The organism is Bradyrhizobium sp. 35, from assembly GCF_023073215.1.
GTDB classification, from domain to species: Bacteria; Pseudomonadota; Alphaproteobacteria; order Rhizobiales; family Xanthobacteraceae; genus Bradyrhizobium; species Bradyrhizobium canariense_D.
Genome location: NZ_JADPJC010000080.1, coordinates 452,658 through 467,330, shown reverse-complemented (window position 1 = coordinate 467,330; position 14,673 = coordinate 452,658). Strand labels below are relative to the sequence as shown.

Here is a 14,673-nt window from a genome sequence, read left to right as displayed (position 1 = left end):
CGGCCTCTAACGCCCCTGCGACAGTCGGTCGGCGAGCCAATGCGGCAGGCCGTTCTCGCGGATCCGGTTCGCGGCCGTCTCGACGTCGTAGGGCGCGCGGCAATAGGTGATCTGGCACGAGACCGTGTCGAACAGCGCGAAAGCCGCGGATGGATCGCCATCGCGCGGCTGGCCGACCGAGCCGAGCACCGCAAGCCATTGCCGGCCGCGCAGCAGCGGTACGGAGACGTCAGTCTTGGGCACGAGTCCCGACATCTTCGCCGTCACCGACATCGAATAGATCGCCGGGCGGTGGATGTGGCCGCAGAACGTGACATGAGCCGGCGTCGCGATCAGGCTCTTGGCTGCGTCGGCGGTCGATCGGACATAGTGCCAGCTTCGGGGGCTGGAGGCTTCCGAATGCACGAACAGGCGATCGCCGTCCTCCACCAGCATCGGCAATTCCGCCAGGAACCGCCGCTGCGCGGTGTCGAGCCGGCCGCGGGTCCATTCGATCGCGATTTGCGCCTCGGCATTCATGGTCTCGGCCGAGGAATTCACCGCCTGGTCATGATTGCCGCGCACGGCGACGGCGCCTTGGACAACCAGCTCCATCGCGGTATCCACCACCCATTCCGGATCGGCGCCATAGCCGACGAAGTCGCCAAGCAGGATGAAGCGCTCGGCGCCACGCGCCCGCGCGACTTTCAGGCACGCCTCGAACGCCTGCCGGTTGCCGTGGATATCCGAGAAGACAGCGAGAAGCACGCACCCTCCACCCTCGAACCTTATTGGGAGCCGATAAGGCTAAATTGAGGGAGGTCAAGAACATGCGCCAGCGGCGCGCGGTTTGCCAGCACTGCCCTGTCGCGATGGTGAAGAGCCTATTGCTCGTCCTTCGGCGGCATCCGGGGCGGCGGCAACGGCGTGAACACGGCGCCCTGCGCGCCGGCCGGTGGTGCCAGGAATTCGCCGGTCGAGGAATCGCCTCCGCTCGTCTCCATGATGGTCTTGGGCGTCACATATTCCCGGACCATGTCGATGAGGCTGCCATCGCCGCCGCCGAAATCGGCGGCCCGGCCGCCTTGCGGATGTCCCAGCGCGATCTCGTTCTCCGCCGCATGGGTCTTGTCGGCCAGCCTGTCATTGTAGGGCACACGAAAGGCGCGCGGGATGCCACTCGGCCGATTGTCCTCGTCGAGCTGCTCGACCCAGAGATAGATCGAGCCGGGATCGCCCTCCAGCGAATGCGGCTCGACGATGCGGGCCTTCAGCAGCTTGAACGAGGCCGGCAGCCGATCGGCGCTGGCCCAGCCGAGCAGCCCGCGCATCTCGGTGAAGCTGACGACATAGAACGCACTGGTCACGACCACCGCGACCGCCTTGAACGACCAATGCAGCCGCGCATAGACCAGAACGACCAGCAGCAGCGCACCGATGACGGCGTAGGCTATCGATAGCGTGAGGATGACCGTTGGCAGGCTAGTCACGGCGCACCCTCACAGCGTTCTTGCTCACGCCGGTGCTCGGGTCGAGATCGGCGCCGTTGCGCCAGCCGCTGCGAAAGGTCTCCAGCAGCGATTTCGGCCGCTGGTCCACATTGACGACCTTGCCTTCGGCGTCGAGTCGGAACCGCACCGCGGTCTTCTCGTCGCCGGTGTGATCGACCGTGAACTTGTTATCGAAGATCACCTGCGCCGTCGGATTGAGTTTTTGCACCTTCACATTGGCCGTCACAGGCTCGCCGGTCGTAGCCACGAAATGTGAGACATTGACGGTGTATTCGCCGGGAACGATGCCCCGCACCGTGACGATCTCTTCGCGGATCGGCGAGGCAATCTTTTTGCCGTTGACCATGATGAAGTCGTTGGCTCCGCCGCGATCGTCGCGGTCGAGCGTGAGGAAGCCGGCCTCGCGGTGGCGATACCAGGCGATATTGCCCACGGGATCCTGCACGAACAGGTCGAGATCGTCGGGATGGCTGTCGGGCCAGTCCAGCGTGATCATGAACTCGGCCTTGGAGTCGATCTTGCCGTCCTTGGCGTCCGGCGAGACCGCGAGCAGCGCGAGGAAGAACAGGAAAGCGATCACCTGGAGCGCCTTGAACAGCATCACGCCCAAGGGATCGAACGGCTCCTCGCGCGGATAGAGACCGAAATCATCCATCATGTCGCGATTCCAGCGCCCTTACGTTCCAGCACCGGCGTCACATAGGTCTCGGTCAGCACCACCGCATCCGAGAACACCTTCTGGGTCGCGGCATCCAGCATGTAATACTGGATGCGGACCAGGATCGAACCGACGAGGCCCGCCAGCGTCGTGTACATCGCGACCGCCATGCCGTCGCTCATTAGTCCCATCGAGGATCGCATCGCGACCTTGTCGGCGGCATCCAGTCCCGCGATCGGCGCCAGCATGATGATGAAGCCGACGATGGTGCCGAGCAGGCCGAGCTTCATCAGCGTATCCGAGACGAAGGCCCCGAAGCCGTTGGAGCCGCGCAGCCGGTCGGCGAGCGTTCGCAGCAATAGCGTCTGGTCGACGGGGCGGTAGTCCTGCGCCGCGGCCTTGGTCACGAGGCTCTCAATGTGGTCCCGCACCAGCCCGCGCGGCAGCGCGGCAGCGCCGACGTCGAGCGCCCTGCCGCCCTCGGGGGCCGCAAGCACCGCGCGGCAGCGCCTTGCCGCCGCGCCCTCGCGGGCAATGGCCCGCGTGCGCAGGAAGCAGTGACCGCAGGTGAGGACATAGAGCAGCGCGATCACGCTGGAAATGTAGGTCCGATCTGAGGTCAGCATCAAGCGGATCAGGCCGAACCGCCACAGCAGCACGACGGCGAAGATCGAAAGCCCGGTGAAGATCATCCAGAACAGGAGCGCACTGCGCTCGGATGGGTCGGCAGCAGGCCCCGCGATCGGCCCAATCGTCATCGAACTCATGCTGCACCGCTCCTGGCCGTGAATTCCGCCCATTAGATCAAAGCCGCCGCCCCCCGTCCAAAGAGCCATGCCCAATCCGGCTTGGGAAATTTGCCCGAGCTGCCATCTTGCCGTGCCTCGCAATTGGCAAGGCGCGGCGGCGTTGTTAGGCTGACCTTAGCAAACTTTGGGGTGATCGCATGCGCCTTGTGCTTCAGCTTGTCGCCCGTCTGTTTCTCATCGTCGCGCTCTGCCTTGGGGCGGCGACGATCTGGGCCACGTTCGACGCCTATCGCAGCGTCGACCGGGCAACTGCGGCCTCGGCGCAGCGGGTCGCCCAGGCGCTTCAGGCCCTGTATTGGCACGAATTCCTGTTGCGTAGCAGCAGAACACGCGAGCAGCTTCTGCCGGTTCCGGAGTGGCGCACGCTGGAGACGATGAAGCTGATCTCGCCCGGCGTCTGCGTCGAATTCCAACCGGCCATCGCATTCGAAAAGCCGCTCTGCGGCCAGAGCGAGGGGCTGGGCAAGACGCCGCCGCGCTGGTTCGCGTCGATCGTGCCGACCTTCCTCGGCAGCCATGCCGAAGTGATACGGCCCGTCAGTCCCCGCGCGGCGACCGCCGGAACGGTGGTCGCGACGCCGGATGAAACGGCCGCCATTTCGCTCGCCTGGGAGTACATCCTCAACGTGATCGACGTCGCGCTTTTGATGGCGGCGGCGATCGCGCTGCTGGCCTCGCTCGCGATCGCGCATGCGCTGGCGCCGGCGCGCACGATCGTCACGGCCTTGCAGCGCATGGCCCGCGGCCATTATCGCACGAAACTGCCGCGCTTCCGCTCGATGGAGCTGGCGATGATCGGCAGCGCCGTCGGCGAGCTCGGCGGCCGGCTGGAGGAGGCGACCGAACAGCGCGCGGCGCTGACGCGGCGCCTGATCGAGATCCGCGACGACGAACGCCGCGCGCTCGCCCGCGAGCTGCACGACGAGTTCGGACAAAATCTCTCGGCCATCCTCGCCTTCGCCAACACCATCGAAACGGCGAGCACGAAGGGAGACAAGCACAACGACGTCGCGCAGGACGCGCGGATGATCTCGCAGGCCACGCATCATCTGATGGCCTCGCTGCGCGACGCGCTGAAGCGCCTGCGCAATCCCCTGCCCGCCGAGCTCGGACTGGAGGCGAGCCTCGTGAATTTGGTGGATAGCTGGCGCTCGCAGAGCTCGGCGCGGCCGACGATCCAGCTCGATCTCAAGGGCGACCTCACCGACATCAGCGGCCCGGCCGCTATCACGGCCTATCGCGTCGCGCAGGAATGCCTGACCAACGCGTTGCGCCACGGCGCGGCACGCGAGATTTCGCTCAGCGTGGAACGGCGCGCGGGCGACGACGATGCATTGCTGATCCGTGTCGACGACGATGGCGGCGGCGACGCGGCACGCGTCAAGCAGTCGGCCGGCTTCGGCCTCACCGGCATCCGCGAGCGCGTCGCAGCGGCCGGCGGCTCATTCTCGATCCTGCCTGCCCGAGGCGGACTCAGCGTCGCCGCCACCATCCCGCTCGCCGCATGAGGCCGGCATGAACGAGATGGCAACAGGCATTTCCGTGCTGCTGGTCGACGACCATCCGATCGTGCGGCAAGGCTATCGGCGCGTGCTGGAAAGCCAGGGTGATCTGCATGTCGTGGCGGAAGCCGACAACGCTGCGGATGCCTACAGCGCCTTCAAGGCGCGCGATCCTGATGTCGTCGTGCTTGATATCTCGATGCCCGGCGCGAGCGGACTGGAAGCCATCCGCAACATCCGCGCGCGCAGTCCGCGGGCGCGCATCCTCGTCTTTACCATGCACAACGAAGCCGTTCTGGTGAAGGCAGCCTTCAGTGCCGGCGCCAGCGGCTTCGTCACCAAGAGTAGCGAGCCGTCCGCGGTCGTGTCCGCGATCCGCAGCGTTGCCCGCGGCGAGCGCGCCATGAGCGACGACATCGCGCACATCTTGGCCGAGGACAGTCTGTCGGCGGGCTCGGCGCTGGATCAATTGGGAGAACGCGAGATCGAGATCCTGCGCCAGTTCGCCGGCGGTGCCACGACCGAACAGATCGCTGCGCATCTCAATCTGAGCGTCAAGACGGTGCAGAACTATCACTATCTGATCAAGACCAAGACCGGCGCGCGTACGGACGCGCAGCTGGTGCGGCTGGCAGCCAATTGTGGACTGACGAAGATCTAGATGTTTGCCCCTCCCTGAAGGCAGGCGCACGGAGCCATCCTCCGCATGCGGGCGTCTCCCAGGTATATTTCGACCGCCTTGCGATGCGGATTGGAACGGAGGCCATCGAACTCCAGTTAGTACCGCAGTGAAGGAGTTCCGCCATGAGTAAGGCTATCCGCGAAGCTACCTATCCCGCGCTCATCACTGTCGGCGAGCTCATCGATGAACTCTGCCGCTTGCCAGACACAGCAACCATTCGATTCCACTGCCCCATGCTCGAACAGGAGCTTGCATTCTACAGGCTTCGAAAGCGGGCGAAGGACCTCGTCGAAATTGAAGTCAATGCGTATCCGGAAAGCCCCCCGGTCGTGCCATTGGCGGGTACCGCTCTTCGTGCGCGGAAAAAGTCCCACCATCCGCGTTCGCTTCGCGATGGTGCCCTCGCCCACAAGGTCGACGGATAAAAGCGCCGCCCATGCGGGCGATCGAGCGGCTTTGGAACAGCGCGTGGAGTATTCGGCCTACGCCTTCAGCCCGCGCAATACCAGCGCCAGCGTCGCATCGACACGCGCCGAGAGATCGGCATCCTTCCACTCGTCGGCATGGGCCGGATGGTGAAAGCGGACTGTGGCATCGAAGATCGCACGCGCGGTGGTCTTGACGTCATCGACGGCGAACACGCCCTGCGTCACGCCGTCGGACAGGATTGCCGCGATCTGGTCGATCATGGTGTCCTTGTGACATTTGACGGCCGCGCAGGCTTCGCGCGCCAGGGTCAGATAAGTGTCGAACATCTCGGGGTCGTCGAGCACACGCGAACGTTTGGCGGCGAACAGCGTGCGCAGCCAGCGGTCGAGCCTGTCAGGCGCCGGGCCCTGCTCCTTGGCGATCGCCAGCAGCGGCGCGTCGATGCGGTCAAGCCAGCGTTTGGCAACCGCTTCGCGCAGCGAAGCCTTGCTCGGGAAATGGCGATAGACGCTGCCATGGCTCACATCGAGCGCACGGGCAACGTCGACCACGGTGGCTTTGGCCAGTCCGTAACGCCGCAGCACGTCCTCGGTGACTTCGAGGATCCGCTCCGGCGTCAAGATAACGGCTTCGTTCATGCCAGCACCATGTTCCCGTTGAGGGCTCAGTTACCCGGTGACAGAGCTGCTTCCGAAGCGCCCGTGCCGGTCGTTTCGGAAAGCTCTCGCCTTAATGAGGCAGTTTTGCAGCCTGCGCCGCGATCTGGCGCGCCACCAGTAAATTGAGCCAGTGCCCAATCGTCCCGGTCAAATTGATGATTTCGGTCGTCATTGTCGTAAGTCTCCAATCAATTGGCGGTCCCTGTTGTTCAATTGCGACCCTCAATCCCCCATCTGCTTGGGACGTCGGGCTCCCGGGATGCCGCCAGACGCCCGATTGGAGCGTCCGAGAACGGATATACACGTCTCGCTGACAGATTTCAATATCTGTCAGTCAATGATCCGTGATTGACAGTTAATATCTGCGGCCCCGGGGCACGTGCCGCTCATCGCGCGCCGCGGCCGGCCGATGCCCCCCACCCAGCCCAATCATCCCCCGCTACGTTGCCGGTGCCGTTTGTTTCGCTCTCCCCGCTCTGCTAAGTCACGGCGTAAAAAGCATTTTGGCAGGTCGCCCCTTCTGGGTCGCCCGCCCACCTTCCTGGAGCAGTCCAATGATCCCCCGCTATACCCGCCCGGAAATGGCCTCGATCTGGGAGCCGCAGACCCGGTTCAAGATCTGGTTCGAGATCGAGGCGCATGCGGCGGACGCCCTTGCCGAGCTCGGCACGATTCCCAAGGAGGCCGCCAAAACGGTCTGGGGCAAGGCCAAGGACGCCACTTTCGACGTCGCCCGCATCGACGAGATCGAGCGCGAGACCAAGCACGACGTCATCGCCTTCCTCACCCACCTCGCCGAGATCGTCGGCCCCGAAGCGCGCTTCGTGCATCAGGGCATGACCTCCTCCGACGTGCTCGACACCTGCCTCAACGTCCAGCTCACCCGCGCCGCTGACCTGCTGCTCGCCGACCTCGACAAGGTGCTGGCGGCGCTGAAGAAGCGCGCCCTCGAGCACAAGATGACGCCGACCATCGGCCGCAGCCACGGCATCCATGCCGAACCCGTGACCTTCGGCCTCAAGCTCGCTTATGCCTATGCGGAATTCTCGCGCGCCAGGGAGCGCCTGATCGCGGCGCGGAAGGAAGTCGCCACCTGCGCCATCTCTGGTGCGGTCGGCACTTTTGCCCAGATCGACCCGCGCGTCGAACAGCATGTTGCCAATGCCATGGGCCTCGTCCCCGAGCCGATCTCGACGCAGGTCATCCCCCGCGACCGCCACGCGATGTATTTCTCGACGCTCGGTGTGATCGCTTCCTCGGTCGAGCGTTTCGCGGTGGAGATCCGCCACATGCAGCGCACCGAAGTGCTGGAAGCCGAGGAGTTCTTCTCCGAAGGGCAGAAGGGTTCGTCCGCGATGCCGCACAAGCGCAATCCGGTGCTCTCGGAAAACCTCACCGGGCTGTCGCGCATGGTGCGCGCCTATGTGACCCCGGCGCTGGAGAACGTCGTGCTCTGGCACGAGCGCGATATCTCGCACTCCTCTGCCGAACGCATGATGGGCCCCGACGCGACCGTGACGCTGGACTTCGCGCTGGTCCGCCTCGCCGGCCTGATCGACAAGCTGCTGGTGTACCCCGCCAACATGCAGAAGAACCTCGACCGCCTCGGCGGCCTCGTGCATTCGCAGCGCGTTCTGCTGGCGCTGACGCAGAAGGGCGCAAGCCGCGAGGACGCCTACAAGCTCGTGCAGCGCAACGCCATGCCGGTCTGGCGCGGCGAGGGCGACTTCCTCCAGCTCCTGAAGAAGGACGCTGACGTGAAGAAGTATCTCACCGACGCCGAAATCGACGAGCAGTTCGACCTCGGCTATCACTTCAAGCACGTCGACACGATCTTCAAGCGCGTGTTCGGCGAAAGCTGAGCGTCATTCGTAGCCCGGGTGAGCGCAGCGACACCCGGGACTTTTCCCACAAAAAATCCCGGATTTCGCTTCGCTCATCCGGGCTACAAATCAAGGCGGACCTCCCTCATGCCCATCGTCAACCGCGTTGCCGCCCTCTCCGACGAAATGGCCGCCTGGCGCCATGACTTCCACGAGAATCCGGAGCTGCAATACGACGTCCACCGCACCGCCGGCATCGTCGCCGACCGCTTGCGCGAGTTCGGCTGCGACGAGGTGGTGACGGGCATCGGCCGCACCGGCGTCGTCGGCGTGATCCGCGGCCGCAAGTCCGCCTCGGGCAAGACCATTGGCCTGCGCGCCGACATGGATGCGCTGCCGATCATGGAGACGTCGGGCGTACCCTATGCCTCCAAGGTCCCCGGCAAGATGCACGCTTGCGGCCATGACGGCCACACCGCGATGCTGCTCGGCGCCGCCAAATACCTCGCCGAGACGCGCAATTTCGACGGCACGGCCGTGGTGATCTTTCAGCCCGCGGAAGAAGGCGGCGGCGGCGGCAAGGCGATGGTCGAGGACGGGCTGATGACGCGCTGGAACATCCAGGAGGTCTATGGCATGCACAACATGCCGGGCCTGCCCGAAGGCCATTTCGCGACCACACCCGGCGCGATGCTCGCCTCCTCCGACAACATCCAGATCACGGTGCACGGCAAGGGCGGCCATGCCGGCGCGGGTCCGCACAAGTCGATCGACAGCGTGCTGATCGGCGCTCAGATCGTCAACGCGCTGCAGTCGATCGTGTCTCGCAACGTCGACCCGCTCAAATCAGCCGTCATCTCGATCACGCAATTCCACTCCGGCACGGCCTTCAACATCATCCCCGAGGTCGCCGAGCTCGGCGGCACCGTGCGCACGCTCGACCCTGAAGTGCGCGATCTCGTCGAGCGCCGCATCGGCGAAGTCGCCGAGAGCATCGCGCGCGCCTATGGCGGCTCGGCGGAGACCAAATACACGCGGATGTATCCGGTGACGATGAACCATGCGCGCGAGGCCGGCCTTGCCGCCGACGTCGCCCGCGACATCGTCGGTGCCGAGCGCGTCAACGACAAGTTCATTCCCATGATGGGCGCCGAAGATTTTTCCTTCATGCTGGAAGCACGCCCCGGCGCGATGATCCTGGTCGGCATGGGCGACGGCAACGAGTGCCACCACCCGGCCTACGTCTTCAACGACAACATTTTGGGCCACGGCGCATCGTTCTGGGCGCGGTTGGTGGAGACGCGGATGCCGGCGGGTTAGTGCAGGTCCGCCGGGTGGGCAAAGCGAAAGCGTGCCCACCACAAACTTCTCCGCTGCAAATGGTGGGCACGGCGCTTCGCGCCTTTGCCCACCCTACAACACCGCTCATCCCTGATATTGCAGCACGTGCATGCCGGCGTTCCAGTCGGAGACGAACATCAGCCCGTCAGGCCGGACATAGGCGTCGCAGGTTTTGGCCGCGAGCGCGACGTTCGGGCGCGGATCGATGAGCTTTTTCGGTGTCGGCGGCACCCAATACGCGATCTCCTTCGGTGCGAAGGCGTCCCTGACGTCGAACACCCTGACGCCGGCATTGTTGTAGGTTGCGAAGATCGTCTCCTCGCTCTGGAACGAGCCCGGGCGGTTCTCGTGCAGATTATGCGGACCGAAGGTGCCGTTCGTGCAGAAATCGCGGTCGCGCGGGGTGGGCAGGGTCGCGATCGGCACCGGATTTGCCGGCGCGCGCACGTCGAGAACGAATGTATGGAACAGCCCCTTGGCGCAATTGTCCGCGTTCGCTTCGTCGGCGACGATTGCGAGCTGTCGCTTGGGCAGCGGCAGCGGCGTATGCGTCCCGCCGGCGAAGGGCGGCGACCAGTTGATGTGGGACAGCAGCTTTGGATTCACGGGATCGCTGATGTCGTGAATGGTGAAGCCGCCATCGCGCCAGGCAGCATAGCCGCGATCACCCGCCGTGATCATGTGATGGAGCGCAAAGCGCTTGCCCTTCGGCGTTGCCGGCTCGCCGGCCGCACGGTTCATGCCCGGCAGCCACCATTTCGCGACGATCTCCGGCTTGGTGATGGTCTTGAGATCGACCACGCAAAGGATGTGGTCGGTGAACCCGTCGAGATGCGCCGATACATAGGCATAGCGGCCGCCCGGCCACCACAGCCGATTGATGCCGAAGCCGGGCATTTCGAGGAATGCGATTTCGCGCATCTCGTTCGGTTTCGATATGTCGTGGATCGACAGCCCACAGCGGAATTTCTTGGCCTTGGTGATGCTGTCGACCAGCGTGTTCTCGAAATAGCCGCGCATATTGTCGTAGGACTGCATCGCGACGATGTTGGCGCCGTTTGCAAGCAGCAGCAGGTCTTCCGCCACCTGTAAATGGTGGGTGCGAGTGTATTGTCCCGCGGTGAAGAAATTGACCGGCTTCAGCGCACGCGGATCGGATGCGTCCAGGACCGTCACGCCGTCGCTGAACATATGTCCGACATAGACATGCTGCCGGTTGAACATCACCTGCACGCTGTCGGGCCGTCCGCCGATGTCGCTGTAGGAGATGTGCTTGATGCCCTTGCCGATGCCCTCGGGGGGAATGTCTGCCTCCGAAGCCCTAGCGCATCTCGACCACCCAGGCAGCGCGGCGGATCCGAGCACGGCCGACAATTGCTGAAGGTGACTGCGGCGCGAGAGCTCAAGCATCGGTTTTCCCCATTTTTTTGGAAATGATGCTCGCTTGCGGCGGGGCACGCAAGCCTCGTGTCGCCTGCCCTCACCTCAACCGCAGACGTGTCTGGTCCGGCCGGACATCACCGCTGCCTGGCCCTCAGTTGCAGACCTCGCCGGTGATCTTGGCGCTGGCGTTCGCATTGGGCACCGGCCCGAGGTGACAGCCCTTTGCGACCGGTCTGCAGCCGGCGTTGTTGCAGATCATCTGCCCAGAGGACTGCGACTTCGGAGCCGCGGACTCCGCCTCCTTGCGGTCCTGGTCGCGCCTCTTCGAATCCTCGCGCGTGACCACCGGCTTCTTCTCCGGCACCTTCTCGCATTCATTGTCATCGCCGACGTGATAGCCGGCGCGGCAGGTGATCTTCGCGCATTGATCGCCGTCGGCCTTGAAGCCGAAATTGCATACGAGCGGACAGACGCGTCCTGGTTTCGCCTTCAGCGCATCGAGCGCGTCGACGCTTGCAAGCTTCGCGTCGAGTTGGGTGCCGGCATATTTGTTGAACAGCGTCAGCGAGCGTTGCGATGCGGCGTTCCAATCGCCGTCAGCGGCGGCCGAAAGACAGCCGACGCGGCGCAGCTCGCTCTGAACGGATTTCGCGAGATCGCCGGGCGGCGGGGAGCTTGGCGGCGGCGACAGCGCGGCGACCTTCCTGCTTTCGGCATCAGCCGCCTGCTTGTCCGCCGCCTGCTTCGTTGCGGCCTCCGTCGCCGCTTTCTCGAGCGCCCGCTTCTCCGCGAGCGACTTGGCCGCGGCAGCTTCCGCCGCCTTGCGATCTCGTTCGGCCGCCTCCGCCTTGGCCTGCTCGATCTGCTTGGCTTTCTCGGCCGCGATCCTCGCCTCTTCCGCGGCTTTGGCAGCTGCGGCGGCTTTCTCCTGCTCGGCCTTCTGGGCTCGTTCGGTCGCGAGCCTCGCCTTCTCCTGTTCGGCCAGACGCGCCTTCTCGGTCGCCACCGTGCGATCCTCCTCGGCGGCAATCTTCTTCAACTGCACACGAGCGAGGTTGGCGTAAAAGCCGTCCGGATAGGTCTGGAGGAATGCTTCCCAGGCTTCGCGCAGGCCGGCCTGAAGCGCCAGCTCGTAGTCCTTGCGCACACTGTCCTGCGGGTTCGCCTGCGGACCTGCTGCGGCGACTGGCCTCAGCGGCACCAGCGGCACGTCGCTGCCGCCCAGGGAGCCATAGACATACGGCTCCTGCTTGTTGCCGGTCTTCTTCAAGACGTCGTCACGGACAAACCCGAATGCCTTGCGCAAGTCGAGCCCGGGCTTCGGGAGATGATCGGTCAGCGCGACCGCGAACGGGCTGTTGCGGGAGTCGCCATCCGACGCCGTCGATCCCGCCTTGGCCGCAAAGGCGATCATCGTGTTCGGACTGGTCGGCTCGACCTTGGCAAGTCCGCCACCAATCGCGCGCGAGGCCAGGGTGCGCTTCATCGTCTTGGCGAATGGGTTGTCGCGGCACGCATCGAGGATGACGAGACGGAGTTGTTTGGCCGGTTCGACCGCGTACAGCGCGCGATCCAGCGCGACCGTCTCGTCGAGGACGTCACCGTCAGTTTCCAGCATCGCATCGGTCGGAACGAGATAGTTGCTGCCGTCCAGCTCGATGCCATGGCCTGCATAGTAGATGACTGCCATGTCGGCATCGCGCGTCCTGGCCGCGAACTCGCGTAGCGATCGCCGCATTTCGCTGGCATTGAGGTCCAGCCGGATCTCGACCGTATCGAAACCCGCGTTCCTGAACATGCTGCCCACGAGCCCGGCGTCATTCACCGGGTTCGCAAGCCGCGGTGCGTTCTTGTAAGCGGAATTGCCAATGACGAGCGCAACGCGCTTGTCGGCCTGGGCCGATCCGCACCCCAGCCAAAGACCGAAAATCAACAGTGAAAGAGATCGCAAGACGATCATGAAACGCCGAGCCTTTTACGGGCGATTGCCTGTGACACCCTAATTGCAGACCTCGAAGTTGCCGCCTGTGGCTGTATTCGAACTAACCCTGCCGGGGATCGTCCCGCTGACAAGCCGACATCCCTTTTGCACCGGGCGACATCCCGTCGAGCTGCAAATAATCTGTCCACTCGCCTCAGGCCTGGACGGCGAAGATTCGCTTGCCTTCCGGTCCGTATCCCGCCTCCGCGAATCCTCACGCGTGGCGACCGGCTTCTTCTCCTGAGTCTTTTCGCACTCGTTGTCATCACCGACGCGATAGCCGGCGCGGCAGGTAATCTTCACGCATTGATCGCCGTCGGCCTTGGAGCCGAAATTGCAAATGAGCGGGCAGACGCGTCCCGGCTTGGCTTTCAGGGCATCGAGCGCGTCGGCGCTGGCGAGCTTGGCATCGAACTGAGTACCGGCGTATTTGTTGAACAGCGCCAGCGAGCGCTGCGAAGCTGAATTCCAGTCGCCGTCCGCAGTGACGGACAGGCAGCCGACGCGGCGCAGTTCGCTCTGGAGTGATTTCGTCAGATCAGCCACCGACAATGTGGATGCCGGCGCCGGCGCAAGGGCTGCAACTTTCTGCTCGACCTCAGGCATCTGCCGATCGGCCGCCGGTTTTACCGCCTGCTCCGCCTTCTCGGCGGCCTGCTTGGCGGCAAGCTCGGCCCTGGCCTTCTCCGCTGCCTGCTTCTCGGCTTGTGCTTTTGCCGCGGCAGCCTCAGCCAGTTTGCGCTGGTGCTCGGCCGCGTCCGCCCTTGCCTGCTCGATCTGCTTCTGCTTCTCCGCCGCGACCCGGGCCTCTTCGGCGGCCTTGGCAGCCGCGGCCGCCTTGTCCTGCTCGGCCTTCTGGGCGCGTTCGGCAATGAGCCTTGCCTTCTGCTGCTCGGCCGCGTTCGCTTTTTGCTCGGCCGACGCGCGCGTCTCTTCAGCAGCGATCTTGTTCATCTGGCCCTTGGCCAGATTGGCATAGAAGCCTTCGGGATATTGCGCCAGGAAGGCTTCCCAACCGTCGCGCGTGGCAAGCTGCAGCGCGAGCTCGTAATCCCTGCGAATCGAATCCTGCGGATTTGCCTGCGGACCGGTTGCAGCCGGCTTGGCAGAAACCAACGGCACGTCATCGCCGCCCAGCGAGCCATACACGAAGGGCTCCTGCTTGTTCCCGGTGCTCCTCAGCACGTCGTCGCGCACGAATCCGAACGCCTTGCGCAAATCTAGGCCCGGCTTGGGCAAGTGCTCGACCAGCGCGGTGGCGAACGGGCTGTTCCTCGAATCGCCGTCGGACGCAGTCGAACCGGCCTTTGCCGCGAAGGCGATCATGGTGTTGGGGCTGGTCGGCTCGACCTTGGCGAGTCCGCGTCCGATCGCGCGCGAAGCCAGCGTTCGCTTCATGGTCTTGGAAAACGGATTGTCGCGGCAGGCATCCAGGATGATCAGGCGCAGCTGTTTGGCCGGCTCTACCGCGAACAGCGCGCGCTCCACCGGGATGGTCTCGTCGAGCACGTCGCCATCCGTCTCCAGCGTCGCGTCGATCGGAATGAGATAGTTGGTGCCTTCCAGCTCGATGCCGTGGCCGGCGTAATAGATCACCGCCATATCGGCATCGCGGGTCCTGCCGGCGAACTCGCGCAACATGCGCCGCATCTCGCTGGCGCTGAGATCCAGCCTGACATCGACGGAATCAAAGCCCGCCTTCTTGAACATGCCGCCGACCAGAGTGGCATCGTTGACGGGATTGCCGAGCTTGGGCGCGCTCTTGTAGGCGGAATTGCCGATGACAAGCGCCACCCGCCGGTCCGCATGGGCTGGTCCGCAGGCGAGGCCAATGGCCAAAATCAACAAAACAAATATCCGAAACGGAATCACTTGCGTCCCCCCGGATGCAATTCCACGAGACTATTCGGACCATC

The 14,673-nt window shown here is 64.4% G+C and carries 13 protein-coding genes; 5 read left to right on the top strand and 8 right to left on the bottom strand.

All coding sequences use genetic code 11. The features are described 5' to 3' along the window. Positions 1–6: 6 nt before the first annotated feature. The 4 genes from IVB36_RS18390 to IVB36_RS18375 all read right to left on the bottom strand — a co-directional run bounded on the left by IVB36_RS18390 (position 7) and on the right by IVB36_RS18375 (position 2,915). Complete coding sequence (locus tag IVB36_RS18390) at positions 7–747, bottom strand: metallophosphoesterase family protein (RefSeq protein WP_085351051.1); 741 nt, start codon at positions 745–747, stop codon at positions 7–9. A 116-nt stretch (positions 748–863) separates the two neighbouring features. Then, complete coding sequence (locus tag IVB36_RS18385) at positions 864–1,469, bottom strand: hypothetical protein (protein ID WP_018455562.1); 606 nt, start codon at positions 1,467–1,469, stop codon at positions 864–866. Further along, the gene (locus tag IVB36_RS18380; protein ID WP_085351050.1) at positions 1,462–2,148 is read right to left on the bottom strand and encodes a hypothetical protein; all 687 of its coding nucleotides are present in this window, start codon (positions 2,146–2,148) and stop codon (positions 1,462–1,464) included. Before IVB36_RS18380 ends, IVB36_RS18385 begins: the two co-directional genes overlap by 8 nt. Beyond that, positions 2,145–2,915: a MotA/TolQ/ExbB proton channel family protein gene (locus tag IVB36_RS18375; protein WP_085351049.1), complete on the bottom strand. Its 771-nt coding sequence runs from the start codon at positions 2,913–2,915 to the stop codon at positions 2,145–2,147. Before IVB36_RS18375 ends, IVB36_RS18380 begins: the two co-directional genes overlap by 4 nt. A 179-nt stretch (positions 2,916–3,094) precedes the next feature. On the opposite strand from IVB36_RS18375, the gene IVB36_RS18370 reads away from it, so the two are divergent. From IVB36_RS18370 to IVB36_RS18360, 3 genes are all read left to right on the top strand, one after another. Further along, the gene (locus IVB36_RS18370; protein ID WP_247392677.1) at positions 3,095–4,465 is read left to right on the top strand and encodes a histidine kinase; all 1,371 of its coding nucleotides are present in this window, start codon (positions 3,095–3,097) and stop codon (positions 4,463–4,465) included. 7 nt (positions 4,466–4,472) lie between these two features. Further along, positions 4,473–5,120 (top strand): response regulator transcription factor, encoded by a 648-nt coding sequence (locus tag IVB36_RS18365; RefSeq protein ID WP_085385056.1) that lies wholly within the window; start codon positions 4,473–4,475, stop codon positions 5,118–5,120. 143 nt (positions 5,121–5,263) lie between these two features. Then, on the top strand, positions 5,264–5,566 hold the full coding sequence (locus tag IVB36_RS18360) for a hypothetical protein (protein ID WP_018455556.1): 303 nt from the start codon (positions 5,264–5,266) through the stop codon (positions 5,564–5,566). Between the two features lie 57 nt (positions 5,567–5,623). On the opposite strand, the gene IVB36_RS18355 is transcribed toward IVB36_RS18360, so the two are convergent. Then, the gene (locus IVB36_RS18355) at positions 5,624–6,208 is read right to left on the bottom strand and encodes a TetR family transcriptional regulator (RefSeq protein ID WP_018455555.1); all 585 of its coding nucleotides are present in this window, start codon (positions 6,206–6,208) and stop codon (positions 5,624–5,626) included. A 575-nt stretch (positions 6,209–6,783) separates the two neighbouring features. Here IVB36_RS18355 and purB point away from each other — a divergent pair. Together purB and IVB36_RS18345 are read left to right on the top strand one after the other, a co-directional pair. Continuing rightward, a complete protein-coding gene (gene purB / locus IVB36_RS18350) occupies positions 6,784–8,091 on the top strand; it encodes an adenylosuccinate lyase (protein WP_247337346.1) in 1,308 nt (435 codons plus the stop codon). A gap of 108 nt (positions 8,092–8,199) precedes the next feature. Next, positions 8,200–9,372: a M20 aminoacylase family protein gene (locus tag IVB36_RS18345; protein WP_085349348.1), complete on the top strand. Its 1,173-nt coding sequence runs from the start codon at positions 8,200–8,202 to the stop codon at positions 9,370–9,372. A 105-nt stretch (positions 9,373–9,477) separates the two neighbouring features. Here the strand turns inward: IVB36_RS18345 and IVB36_RS18340 are convergent, their stop codons facing one another. The 3 genes from IVB36_RS18340 to IVB36_RS18330 all read right to left on the bottom strand — a co-directional run bounded on the left by IVB36_RS18340 (position 9,478) and on the right by IVB36_RS18330 (position 14,629). Beyond that, entirely contained in the window at positions 9,478–10,803 is a 1,326-nt protein-coding gene (locus tag IVB36_RS18340; protein WP_085358876.1) for a hypothetical protein, read from the bottom strand. A 124-nt stretch (positions 10,804–10,927) separates the two neighbouring features. After that, a complete protein-coding gene (locus IVB36_RS18335) occupies positions 10,928–12,736 on the bottom strand; it encodes a caspase family protein (protein ID WP_247297292.1) in 1,809 nt (602 codons plus the stop codon). A gap of 39 nt (positions 12,737–12,775) precedes the next feature. Next, positions 12,776–14,629, bottom strand: a complete 1,854-nt coding sequence (locus IVB36_RS18330; protein WP_247361893.1) for a caspase family protein — start codon at positions 14,627–14,629, stop codon at positions 12,776–12,778. Positions 14,630–14,673 lie beyond the last annotated feature (44 nt).

Coding starts and splice junctions, on each gene's coding strand:
- IVB36_RS18370 (WP_247392677.1), top strand. CDS start 3,095: ATGCGCCTTGTGCTTCAGCTTGTCGCCCGTCTGTTTCTCATCGTCGCG.
- IVB36_RS18365 (WP_085385056.1), top strand. CDS start 4,473: ATGAACGAGATGGCAACAGGCATTTCCGTGCTGCTGGTCGACGACCAT.
- IVB36_RS18355 (WP_018455555.1), bottom strand. CDS start 6,208: ATGAACGAAGCCGTTATCTTGACGCCGGAGCGGATCCTCGAAGTCACC.
- purB (WP_247337346.1), top strand. CDS start 6,784: ATGATCCCCCGCTATACCCGCCCGGAAATGGCCTCGATCTGGGAGCCG.
- IVB36_RS18335 (WP_247297292.1), bottom strand. CDS start 12,736: ATGATCGTCTTGCGATCTCTTTCACTGTTGATTTTCGGTCTTTGGCTG.
- IVB36_RS18380 (WP_085351050.1), bottom strand. CDS start 2,148: ATGATGGATGATTTCGGTCTCTATCCGCGCGAGGAGCCGTTCGATCCC.
- IVB36_RS18345 (WP_085349348.1), top strand. CDS start 8,200: ATGCCCATCGTCAACCGCGTTGCCGCCCTCTCCGACGAAATGGCCGCC.
- IVB36_RS18340 (WP_085358876.1), bottom strand. CDS start 10,803: ATGCTTGAGCTCTCGCGCCGCAGTCACCTTCAGCAATTGTCGGCCGTG.
- IVB36_RS18375 (WP_085351049.1), bottom strand. CDS start 2,915: ATGAGTTCGATGACGATTGGGCCGATCGCGGGGCCTGCTGCCGACCCA.
- IVB36_RS18360 (WP_018455556.1), top strand. CDS start 5,264: ATGAGTAAGGCTATCCGCGAAGCTACCTATCCCGCGCTCATCACTGTC.